We start from the raw sequence: 12,144 nt of genomic DNA on the forward strand, positions 1-12,144 counted from the left end.
GTCTCCGATCAGTTGGTCCGAGGTCAGCTGGTCGATCTAGCAGGTGAGACCATCTGGCCGCCGACGAGCATCCAGGACCGGGTGTCGATTTCGGCGAGGTCGAACAGCAGGTGCCAGCCGTCCTCGGCCGCCGGGGTCAGCCGGTCCAGTACAGCGACCACATCCGGTGAGGTCATCTGGCGGCTGCACTCGCGGCGACGGAACGCATGCGATTGACCCAGTCTCGTGCGGCTTGGGATGCACGAGCGTCCGGGTCCTCGAGCAGATCGACCCATGCGACGCTCAACGGCACCGGTTCTCCCGGTGCGGGCATCAGCTCGTCCGGGACGGCGGCTGGGATGACCGCGAGCTCAACATTGCCCGCAGGGTCAGGCTGCAGCCGATACTGGTCCCGCACGTCGGCGACGTCGGCGGCGGAGATGTAGAGCAGCTCACGTCCGCCGGCCGCCAGGCCGGCGCCCCGAGCGGCGGCGGCACGGCCGGCGCCGGGCCGGACGCGGCCGTCGACGGCCAGCCGGTCGAGGACACCGGGGTGAGCGCGCATCAGCTGGCGCTGCGCACGGCCCCGGAGCAGGGACGCGAGCACCGGCCCGTCGGGAAGGTCGGCGAGCAGGGACCGTAGTCGGTGTCGCTGCACGTCAGAGAGCCCTTCCCACGCGTGGCCGTCGTCCTCCGCCGGAACGCCGGCGAGGGTTTGGCCTCGCTGGTTGAGCAGCAGCAACAACCGCCAGGCCACCGACGGGTTCAGGGCGCGACCGGGCCGCGCGGCGCGCTGCTGGCGGCGGGCGATGGTAGCCGGGTCGATGAACCAGGCTCCCGCCATCCGGGCGGCCGGCAGGTCCCCCTCGCCGATGAGCCGACGCACGTGGGCGGTACTGACTTGCAGCCGCTCCGCTGCTTCAGTAACTGACAACCAGGACTCGTCCACGAGTCGCCCTCCCCCTCGTCCTTCACTATAGGCGCAAATGCGCGCCCATAGTGAAAGGGCGGGTTATTCGAGACGCGCGGATCGCCTTGACGGTGAAGCGAGGCACCTCGGTACCTGTAGTCGTAGAACCCGGCGGAGAGACTCGGCCGGTGCGTGCCGGCCACGGCTATCGCGGTGATCTGCGCATCGACATCCTCCGGAAAGAAAGGCGGAACTCGATCGGTCCGTCGTCCGGATCACTGCGCACCTGCGCGAGACCGCCGTGCGGTGACTGCGTGGACCTCATCCTCATCATCGCCGCCATATGGCCGAACTCGACGGGCATTTCTTGGACGACCCCAGCGGAATTTCGTGGCTCGACGGGCCGGCTTGTCCATCTGATGAGAAATGCAATCTGTGCGATGCCATCACCCGAAACGACGCGGCACTCGACAGAAAACGGCAATCGTCCGGTACGGGTCGACGTGCACCGGAGCAGATCTCAGCCGTTTTCGATGACTGGCAGCTGAGGTTATGCTCGCCGCCATGGCTTCACCTCACACTCCATTGACGACCGGTACGTCGTCATTGCCCACCCGGGCATCCTCCGGTGCCCGCCCCCGACACCGCGCGCGTGCACCGCGGCCATGAGCAACCCGTTCGAGGATCCCGATGCCCGCTACCTCGTCGTCGTCAACGACGAGTCGCAGCACGCGCTGTGGCCCGCGTTCGCCGACGTGCCCGCAGGCTGGACGATCGCCCTGCCGGCAGCCAGCCGGCAGGAGTGCCTTGACTACGTCGAGCAGCACTGGACCGACCTGCGCCCGGCAAGCCTGATCGAGGCGATGACCGAGGACTGACATGTCGCGTCTGCGACAAAGAATTTCACGCGACGCGCAGTCACAACCGGGCCGGCTGAAAAGTGGCGGAAACGACTCCGAAATCTTCGGACGTCCAGGCAATAATGAAGAGGCGGAGAGGGGGAGCATCGGTCTTGCACGGCAGTGAGCAGTCCCCCTCATTTCTCCAACTCGTCGCCGCCCAGGTCGCCGCCCGCCCGAACTCGATCGCCGTCCAATCGGGCACCGAGCAGCTGACCTATGCCCAGCTCGATGCCCGGGCCAATCAGCTCGCGCACCACCTCCGCAGCCTCGGGGTCGGACCCGACATCCCGGTCGCCATCAGCCTGCCCCGTACCCCGCGGCTGATCATCGCCCTGCTCGCCGTCCTCAAGGCCGGCGGCGCCTACCTGCCCCTGGATCCCGGCTACCCCACCCAACGGCTCAGCTACCTGGTGCGGGACAGCGAGCCCGCCCTGCTGATCACCGACAGCGCCACCGCGGCCACCCTGCGCGCGGCGCTGCCCGCCGGCACCCCGGTCCTGCACCTCGACACCGACGCCGCGGCCTGGGCCGGCGCCCCGTCCGAGGGCTTCGACCCGCAGGCGATCGGCGTGGACAGCGGGCACCTGGCGTACGTCATCTACACCTCGGGCTCCACCGGGCAGCCCAAGGCGGTCCTGGTGGAGCACGGCCAGTTGGCCGCCATCGCCGGCGCCTGGGAACGGCAACTGGACCTGCGACCGGGCCTGGCGCACCTGCAGATGGCGGGCTTCTCCTTCGACGTGTTCACCGCCGACCTCGTCCGCGCCCTCGGCTTCGGCGGCCGGCTGGTGCTCTGCCCGCCCGAGCTGTTGCTCGACGGCGCCGGCCTGCACGCGCTGATGCGGCACAGCGACATCGGCTTCGCCGACTTCGTCCCCGCTGTCCTGAACGGGCTGCTGGACTTCTGGCAGAGTGCGGGCACGCCGCTGCCGGCGCTGCGGACGGTGGTCTGCGGCTCCGACGTCTGGACGGCCGCCAGCGCTGCCCGGTTGCGGCGGCTGTGCGGCCCCGCGGTACGGATCGTGCATGCCTACGGCGTCACCGAGGCCTGCATCGACAGCACCCACTACCTGCTGCCCGCTGAGCCCGCCGAGCAGGACCGGCTGCCGATCGGCCGGCCGCTGCCCGGAGTGCGGATCCACCTGCTGGACGAGGCCGGCCGGCCGGTGGCCGAGGGCGCGCCCGGTGAGATGTACATCGGCGGCGCCGGGGTGGCGCGCGGCTACCTCGGCCGGACGGAACTCACTGCCGAGCGTTTCCTGGCCAGTCCGTTCTTCCCTGGCGAGCGGCTGTACCGGACCGGTGACCTGGCGCGATGGCTGCCAGGCGGCGACCTGGAATTCCTGGGCCGCAACGACTACCAGGTCAAGGTGCGCGGCTTCCGGATCGAGCTGGGCGAGATCGAGGCACGGCTGGCGGCCTGCCCGGGGGTCCGGGAGGCGGTGGCGGTCCCCCGCACGGCACCCGGTGGGGACCGCCAGCTGGTGGCCTACTACCTGACCGGGGACAGCGCCGGCGACGGTGTGGCTGACGGCGGCGAGAACGACAGTGCCGGAGAGAACAGTGCCGGCGAGCCGACCCCCGGCGCGGTGCGCGACTGGCTGGCGCAGGCGCTGCCCGGGCACATGGTGCCGGCCGCGTGCGTGCGGTTGGCCGCCTGGCCGCTCACGCCCAACGGCAAGGTCGACCGGCAGGCGCTGCCGGCCCCGGACGCCCACGCCTTCGGCCAGGGAGAGCACGCGGAGCCGGTCGGGCCGCTGGAGACCGGGCTCGCCGCCATCTTCACCGAGCTGCTCGGCGTCGCGCGGGTCGGCAGGCACGACGACTTCTTCGCCCTCGGCGGGCATTCGCTGCTGGCCGCCCGGGTGGTGTCGAAGATCCGGGAGGTGCTGGGACGCGAGGTGCCGGCCACGGCGCTGTTCACCGCCCCCACCGTGGCGGCGCTCGCCGAGTGGCTGGCCGAGCACCCGACCGAAGATGCCGCCCTGCCACCTATCGCCACGGTGGACCGGGACGCGCCGCTGGCGCCGTCGTTCGCCCAGCAGCGGCTGTGGTTCCTGGCCCAGTTGGAGGGCGGCAGCGAGGCCTACCACGTGGTGGAGGCATTCAGCCTGGACGGCCCGCTGGACCGGGCAGCACTGGCCGGGGCGCTGGACGCGCTGACCGCCCGGCACGAGCCGCTGCGCACCCGGCTGGTGGCCGGCTCCGGCACACCGGTCCAGCAGATCGACCCGGCCGGTACCGGATTCGACCTGCGGATCGAGGACCTGACCGGCGAGCCCGACGCCGCCGGCCGGCTGGCGAGCATCCGGCAGCGGGAGGCGGCCGCCCCGTTCGACCTGGCCCGGGGCCCGCTGGCCCGCGGCCGGCTGGTGGTGCTCGCCCCGGACCGGCACGTCCTGCTGCTCACCCTGCACCACGTGATGTCCGACGGCTGGTCGATGGACGTGCTGGCCCGCGAGCTGGGCGTGCTCTACGCCGCCCGGCACCGTGGCGAACCCGATCCGTTGCCGCCGTTGCGGGTCCAGTACGCCGACTACGCCGCCTGGCAGCGCCAGTGGCTCTCCGGTGCCGTGCTGCGGCGGCAGTCCGAGTTCTGGACATCCACGCTGGCCGGCGCGCCGGCGCTGCTCGAACTGCCCACCGACAAACCACGCCCCGCCGAGCAGGACTACCGCGGTGGGCAGCTGCCGGTGGAACTCGACGCCGAGCTCACCGCCGCGCTCAAGGCACTCAGCCAGCGCTGCGGCTGCACCCTGTTCATGACCGTGCTGGCCGGCTGGGCACTGGTGCTCAGCCGGCTGTCCGGCCAGGACGAGGTGGTGATCGGGACCCCTACCGCCAATCGCCGGCGGGCCGAGCTCGAGGGCCTGATCGGGTTCTTCGTCAACACCCTCGCGCTGCGCATTGACCTGGCCGGCAGCCCGACCGGCGCCGAGCTGCTGGACCGGGTCCGCGGGGTGACGCTGGCCGCGCTGGAACACCAGGACCTGCCGTTCGAGCAGGTGGTGGAGCTGGTCAACCCGGCCCGCAGCCTGGCGCACGCGCCGGTGTACCAGGTGCTGTTCGCCTGGCAGAACAACGAGAACGCCGCACTGGAGCTGCCCGGCATCCAGGTGCGGGCGCTCGGCTCGCCGAGCACGGTGGCCAAGTACGACCTGACGCTGTCCCTGGGCGAAGAGGCCGGCCGGATCGCCGGCACCCTGGAATACGCCAGCGGGCTGTTCGGGCCGGAGTCCGCCGGCCGGATCGCCGGGTACCTGCGCCAGGCGCTGGCAGAGCTGGCCGACCGGCCGGCCCAGCCCGCCGCGACCCTGGCCCTGGTGGACGCCGCCGAGCGCCGGCGGCTGGTGCACGACTGGAACCGGACCGAGCGGCCGGTGGAGCACACCATCGCCGAGCTGTTCCGGGCACAGGTCAGCGCCACCCCGGACGCCGTCGCCGTGGAATCCGGCGCCGAGCGGCTGAGCTACGCCGAGCTGGACACCCGCGCCAACCAGCTCGCCCACCACCTGCGCAGCCGCGGTGTCGGGCCGGATTCCCTGGTCGCGATCTGCCTGCCGCGCTGCCCTGAACTGATCGTCGCCCTGGCGGCCGTGCTGAAGGCCGGCGCCGGCTACCTTGCCCTGGATTCCGGTTACCCGGTGCCGCGGCTGGCCTTCGCGCTCAGCGACAGCCGGCCCGCGCTGCTGCTCACCGACAGCAGCACCCGGGCGACGCTGGCCGCGGCGCTGGACTCGGCTGCGGCGCTGGACTCGGCTGCGGCGCTGGGCTCACTGCCGGTGCTCTGCCTCGACACCGACTCCGCGACGTGGGCCGGCGCGCCGGTCGAGGACCCGGCGGTGCACCGGCTGCCCGAGCAGCTGGCCTACGTCCTCTACACCTCCGGCTCCACCGGACAGCCCAAGGGCGTGGCCCAGACCTGGCGCAGCGCCGACAACATGGTGCAGTGGCAGCTGAGCCGCGGCACCGCCGGCGGACGGCCGGCGACCCGGGTGCTGCAGTTCGCGTCCATCAGCTTCGACGTCTCGTTCCAGGAGGTGTGGAGCACGCTGTGCCAGGGCGCCACCCTGGTGCTGATGCCCGGCGGCAGTCACCAGGAGCTGGACCGGCTCGACCGCTTCCTCGCCGAGCACGACGTGCAGCGGGCCTTCCTGCCGGTCGCGGTGCTGCAGCAGGCCGCGGGCCTGGCAGACGACAGCCTGCCCGGGCCGGCCTCCGGGTGCGAGGTCGTCACTGCCGGCGAGGCGCTGCAGGTCAACGACGAGCTGCGGTCCTGGCTGCGGCGGCTGGGTGGCACGCAGTTCTACAACCAGTACGGGCCGACCGAGACGCACGTGGCCAGCCAGCAGGTGCTGCGCTGCGCCGACGCCGACGAGTGGCCGGCGCTGCCGCCGATCGGGACGGCGGTGGACAACACCCGGCTGTACGTGCTGGACGCCCGGCTGCAACCGGTTCCGGTCGGCGTGGTCGGCGAGCTCTACATAGCGGGGGAGAGCCTGGCCCGCGGCTACCTGCACCGGCCGCGGCTGACCGCCGAGCGGTTCGTGCCGGACCCGTTCGGACCGGCCGGTTCGCGGATGTACCGCACCGGCGACCTGGTCCGACGGCGGCCCGACGGCAGCCTGGACTACACCGGCCGTGCCGACCGGCAGGTGAAGGTGCGCGGGTTCCGGGTCGAGCTGGGCGAGGTGGAGAGCGCGCTGCTGTCCCTTCCCGGGGTGCGCGAGGCGGCCGTGCTGGTGCGCGAGGACGACCCGGGCGAGAAGCACCTGGTCGGCTACATCGTGTGTTCGGCAGCCGGTTCGGGAGCCGGTTCGGGAGCCGGTTCGGAAGCCGGTTCGGCCACCGTCGAGACGGTCCGGGAGCAGCTGGCGCAGCGGCTGCCCGGCCATCTGGTGCCGACCCGATGGGTGCGGCTGGACCGGCTGCCGCTGACGGTGAACGGCAAGCTGGACCGCCGGGCGCTGCCCGCGCCGGACCGGTCCGGCAGCGAGGCCGGCTACCAGCCGCCGCGCACCGACACCGAGATCCGGCTGGCCGCCATCTGGGCCGAGGTGCTGCGCCGGGACCGGATCGGGATCGCCGACGACTTCTTCGCCCTGGGCGGGCACTCGCTGCTGGCAACCCGGCTGATCGCGGCCATCAACCAGCGGATGCCGGCGCGGCTGAGCCTGCGCACGCTGTTCCAGCACCCGGTGCTGGCCGGCCTCGCCGCCGAGCTCGACGCCGCCGGCGACGACGGCAGGGACGGCGACGACCGGGACGTCGCCCTGGTGCTGCCGCGGCTGGAGCCGGACCCGGCCGGGCGCTACCAGCCGTTCGGCCTGACCGACATGCAGCAGGCGTACTGGGTGGGCCGCGAGTCCTCGATGGGCCTCGGCGGGGTCGGCGCGCACGGCTATGAAGAGATCCGGCTGCCCGAGTTCGACTCCGACCGGTTCAGCCGGGCACTCAACCGGCTGATCGAGCGGCACGACATGCTGCGCGCGGTGTTCGCCGCCGACGGAACCCAGCGGGTGCTGGCGGCGGTGCCGCCGTACCGGATGGCCCGGCACGACCTGCGCCGCCTGGAGCCGGCGGAGGCGGCCCGCCGGCTGGCCGAGATCCGGGACCGGATGTCGCACCAGCTGCTGGACGCCGGCCGCTGGCCGCTGTTCGAGTTCGCCGTGACGTTGCTCGACGGCGAGGTCCGGCTGCACCTGAGCACCGATGCCCTGATCCTCGACGCCGCGAGCACCGACCTGCTGGAGCGCGAGCTGGCCCAGCTCTACACCGACCCGGACGCCGAGTTGCCGCCGGTGCGGGTGACCTTCCGCGACTGCGTGCTGGCCGAGCGGTCGCTGCGCGAGGGCCCGCGCTACCAGCGCGCCCGGCGGTACTGGCAGCAGCGCGCCGAGAGCCTTGCCGGTGCGCCGGAGCTGCCGCTGGCACGCCAGCCCGAGAGCATCCAGCGACCGCACTTCACCCGCTACCAGCAGGTGCTGCCGGCCGAGCAGTGGAGCGCGCTGAAGGCGATCGCCGGCCGGCACGGCGTCACCGCCTCGACGCTGCTGCTGACCGCGTTCGCCCAGGTGCTGGCGCTGTGGAGCCGGCAGCCCCGCTTCACCCTGAGCCTGCCGCTGTTCAACCGGCTGCCGCTGCACCCCGACATCAACTCGGTACTGGGCGACTTCACCTCGCTGGTGCTGGTGGAGGTGGAGGTGGCGGCCGGCGCCGGCTTCGCCGACCAGGCCCGCGCGATCCAGGACCGGCTCTGGCAGGACATGGACCACTCGGCGATGAGCGGCGTGCTGGTGGTGCGCGAGCTGTCCAAGGCTCGTGGCACCCAGCCGGGCGCGATGCCGGTGGTGTTCAACAGCACGGTGGGCATGGCCGACAACACTCCCGGACAGAGCCAGTTCACCGAAGGGGACCTGGCCCGGGCCCTGGGTGGCGAGACGGTGCACAGCATCACCCAGACCCCGCAGGTCTGGATCGACCACACGGTGTTCGAGGTGCAGGGCCGGCTGCAGTTCAACTGGGACAGCATCGACGAGCTGTTCGGCGAGGGCCTGGTCGCCGAGATGTTCGGCGCCTACTGCTCGGTGCTGCAGCGGCTGGCCGATCCCGCCGCCTGGCAGGCCACCGTGCCGGAGCTGCTGCCGCTGGCCCGGTTGGAGCCGTCCGGTCAAGCGCTTGCGACAGAGCTGCCACTGCTGCACGAGCCGTTCCAGCGCCAGGCGCAGGCCAGCCCGGACTCGATCGCCGTACTGGCCCCGGACCGGCAGCTGAGCTACGCCGAACTGGACCGCGAGGCGCGGCAGCTGGCCGGGCGGCTGCAGGCAGCCGGGGTGCGGCCCGGCGAGCTGGTCGCGGTCAGCATGCAGCGCGGCTGGGAGCAGGTGGTCGCCACCCTGGCCGTCCTGTACGCCGGCGGTGCCTACCTGCCGATCGACCCGGCGCTGCCGGCCGAGCGGGTGGCCCACCTGCTGGAGCGGACCGAGTCCAGGCTGGTACTGGTGCAGCCCGGCCAGACCGCGCCGCTGCCTGCGGGCGTTTCCCCGCTGGTGGTCGATGAGGCTTCCTGCGGCGACGGCGGCCCGGACTGGCAGCCGGTGCCCCGGACCGGGGAGGACCTGGCCTACGTCATCTACACCTCCGGCTCCACCGGGCAACCCAAGGGCGTGATGATCGACCACCGGGGCGCGGTGAACACCCTGCTCGACATCAACTCCCGGTTCGCCGTCGGGCCGGCCGACCGGGTGCTGGCGCTGTCCTCGCTGAGCTTCGACCTGTCGGTGTTCGACTTCTTCGCAACCCTGGCCGCGGGCGCCGCGGTGGTGATCCTGGCGCCGGAGCTGGCTGGTGACCCGGCGCACTGGCTCGAGCTGCTGGACCGGCACGGCGTCACCATCTGGAACTCGGTGCCGACGCTGCTCGGCATGCTCGTCGAGTACGCCGAGGGCAGCCGGGCGTTGCCGCCGTCGCTGCGGCTGGCGATGCTCTCCGGGGACTGGATCCCGCTGGCGCTGCCCGGCCGGTTCCGCCGGCTGGCGCCCGGGGCCCAGGTGCACAGCCTGGGCGGCGCCACCGAGGCCTCGATCTGGTCGATCACTTACCCGATCGGGGAGATCGATCCCGACTGGCGCAGCATTCCGTACGGCAAGCCGCTGGCGAACCAGCAGTTCCACGTGCTCGACGACGCCCTGCGACCACGGCCCACCTGGGTGCCGGGCCAGCTCTACATCGGCGGTGTCGGCCTGGCCATGGGGTACTGGCGCGACGAGGCCCGCACCGCGGCGAGCTTCATCACCCACCCGGACACCGGGGAGCGGCTCTACCGGACCGGTGACCTCGGCCGCCGGCTGCCGGACGGCAACATCGAGTTCCTGGGCCGCGAGGACGGCCAGGTCAAGGTGCACGGCTACCGGGTCGAGCTGGGCGAGATCGAGGCGGCGCTGGAGGCACACCCGGCGGTCCGGGCCGCCGCCGTTCGGGTCTGGGGCGAGGCGCACGGCGACAAGCGGCTGGCCGGCTATGTGGTGGCGAGCGGCGCGGTCGCGAGCGATGCGGTCGCGAGCGATGTGGCCGCGAGCGATGTGGTCGCGTGCGGCAGGAGCGGCGAGCGAGTGCATTCTGAGGAGTTGGCGAAGGAGTTGGCTGAGTACCTGGCCCGCAAACTTCCCGGCTACATGGTGCCGGCCACCATCACCTTCCTCGACGCGTTGCCCTTGTCCGCGAACGGGAAGGTCGACCGGAGCCGGCTGGCCGAGCCGGGCCCGGCAAGCGGGCAGCCGGCCGGACAGCAGCTTCCAGGGACGCCGGCCGAGTCCCGGCTGGTGGCCATCGTCGAGGGCGTGCTCGATCAGCCGGGCATCGCGGCGGATGCGAACCTGCTGCAACTCGGAGCCACCTCGATCGATGTGGTGCGGATCGCCAACGCGCTGTCCAGCGAGCTGGGCTTCCGGCCGCAGCTGGCCCAGCTCATGCGCAAGCCCACCCTGACCGAGCTGTTGGAGATGTATCGCCGGCACGACCGCGAGCAGCAGATCGCCGCCCGGGCGATCGCCGCCCAGACCAACGCGGCCGTCGTGGAGGACCCGCAGGCCCGCCAGGAGTTCAAGGCAGCGGGCCTCGGCCGGCGCAGCTTCGACCCCGGCGCGCCGGCCGTCGCGCTGGCCGCACCCACCGATCCGCGCTTCGCCCGCCGCTATGGCGAGCTGCGCTCGGTACGGCAGTTCGACACCGAGCCCGTCCCGGCGCGGGCACTGGCCGAGCTGCTGGCGTGGCTCTCCCAGCGCGAGCTGGACGGCCGGGGGAAGTACCTGTACGGCTCGGCCGGCAGCAGCTACCCGGTGCAGACCTACCTCTATGTCAAGCCCGAGCGGGTGGCCGGCGTGGCCGGCGGCGCCTACTACTACGACCCCGGCGCGCACCAGCTGGTGGCGGTGGGCCTCGGCCGGACGCTGAGCCCGGACGCCTATGACTACTTCGTCAACCGGCCGGTGTTCTCGGCGGCGGCCTTCGCGCTGTTCCTGGTCGCCGACCTGGCCGCCATCGAACCGCTGTACGGGTCGGAAAGCCTCGGCTTCTGCCAGATCGAGGCCGGCGCGATGGCACAGCTGCTGACCATGGCCGCGCCCGAGCAGGGCTTGGGGCTGTGTGGCATCGGCTCGGTGGAACGGGCCGAACTCGATCCGCTGCTGGAACTGGGCCCGACCCACCGGCTGATCTACTCGATGGTGGGCGGCCTGCCGGCGCCCCGGCCGGCCGGCGGTATCAGAGGAAGCGACATCCCACTCCATCACCTGGGGACCGCTGGCCCCGACACCGGCGGTGCCGATACCGGCACTGTCGACGCCAGCGATGTGGACACCAGCGATGTCGGCGGCGATGTCGAGATGGAACAGATCGAGATATGAACGCCTACGAACTGCTGGAGCTGTTCAACCGCCATGCAGTCGGCCTCGAGGTGGCCGACGGCAAGCTGCGGTGTACCGCGCCCAAGGGCTTCCTCACCGCCGAACGCCTCGCCGAGCTCAAGCGGCACAAGCAGCAGCTGATCGCCATCCTGAGCGGCGAGCGGCCGGCCGGTACCGGGCGGATCACCAGGCGGCCGGCCTCGGACGCGCCGCTGCCGCTGTCGCACTCCCAGCGCCAGCTCTGGTACCTCGATCAGCTGGCACCCGGAAACCCCTTCTACAACAACCCGTCCGCGTTCGAGTTCACCGGTGCGCTCGACGTGGCGGCGCTGCACCGCGCGGTGTCCGAGGTGGCCCGCCGGCACGAGTCGCTGCGCACCGTGTTCCCGCTCGTCGACGGCGAGCCCTGCCAGCTGGTCCGGCCGGCGGCCCCGGTGCCGATGCCGGTGATCGACCTGACGGGGCTGCCGGCAGCCGAGCGGCTGGACCGGGCCCGCGAGATCACCGAGGCCGACGCGCAGGCGCCGTTCGACCTGGCCAGCGGCCCGCTGCTGCGTACCAGCCTGCTGAAGCTGGCCGAGGACCGCTACCGCTGGCTGGTCAACGTCCACCACATCGTCGCCGACGGCTGGTCGATCGGCATCCTGGTGCACGAGGTGGGCGAGCTGTACGCGGCGTACCTGCAGGGCCGGCCGTCGCCACTGCCCGAGCTCGCCGTCCAGTACCCGGACTACGCGCTGTGGCAGCGAGAGCACGAGCACGGTGGCGACCTGGAGTACTGGACGTCCCACCTCGCCGATGCGCCGACCCTGCTGGCGCTGCCCACCGATCGGCCCCGGCTGGCCGTGCAGCGCTTCCGGGGGGACCGGCTGAGCGTCACCGCCGGCGCCGGCACGCTGCGCGGCCTGCACGCGGTCGGCCGGGCCGGCGACGCGACGCTGTTCATGAC

5 protein-coding genes are annotated in these 12,144 nt (G+C 72.4%); 3 read left to right on the forward strand and 2 right to left on the reverse strand.

Translation table 11 applies throughout. The features are described from left to right. Positions 1–23: 23 nt before the first annotated feature. Both VF542_RS13335 and VF542_RS13340 read right to left on the reverse strand, forming a co-directional pair. A complete protein-coding gene (locus VF542_RS13335) occupies positions 24–176 on the reverse strand; it encodes a hypothetical protein (RefSeq protein ID WP_408652192.1) in 153 nt (50 codons plus the stop codon). Continuing rightward, positions 173–928: a helix-turn-helix domain-containing protein gene (locus VF542_RS13340; RefSeq protein ID WP_408652193.1), complete on the reverse strand. Its 756-nt coding sequence runs from the start codon at positions 926–928 to the stop codon at positions 173–175. Before VF542_RS13340 ends, VF542_RS13335 begins: the two co-directional genes overlap by 4 nt. 626 nt (positions 929–1,554) lie before the next feature. Here VF542_RS13340 and VF542_RS13345 point away from each other — a divergent pair. The 3 genes from VF542_RS13345 to VF542_RS13355 form a co-directional block, all read left to right on the forward strand. After that, positions 1,555–1,767: an MbtH family protein gene (locus tag VF542_RS13345; protein WP_408652194.1), complete on the forward strand. Its 213-nt coding sequence runs from the start codon at positions 1,555–1,557 to the stop codon at positions 1,765–1,767. 134 nt (positions 1,768–1,901) lie between these two features. Further along, entirely contained in the window at positions 1,902–11,195 is a 9,294-nt protein-coding gene (locus VF542_RS13350) for an amino acid adenylation domain-containing protein (RefSeq protein ID WP_408652195.1), read from the forward strand. Continuing rightward, positions 11,192–12,144: condensation domain-containing protein (locus tag VF542_RS13355; RefSeq protein ID WP_408652196.1), on the forward strand; the 953-nt coding region annotated here is incomplete at its 3' end. The genes VF542_RS13350 and VF542_RS13355, both read left to right, overlap by 4 nt.

Source organism: Jatrophihabitans sp. (assembly GCF_036389215.1).
Lineage (GTDB): Bacteria > Actinomycetota > Actinomycetes > Mycobacteriales > Jatrophihabitantaceae > Jatrophihabitans_A.

Bases quoted from the DNA above. Each gene is read 5' to 3' on its own strand.
- VF542_RS13335 (WP_408652192.1), bottom strand. From the start codon at position 176: ATGACCTCACCGGATGTGGTCGCTGTACTGGACCGGCTGACCCCGGCG.
- VF542_RS13345 (WP_408652194.1), top strand. From the start codon at position 1,555: ATGAGCAACCCGTTCGAGGATCCCGATGCCCGCTACCTCGTCGTCGTC.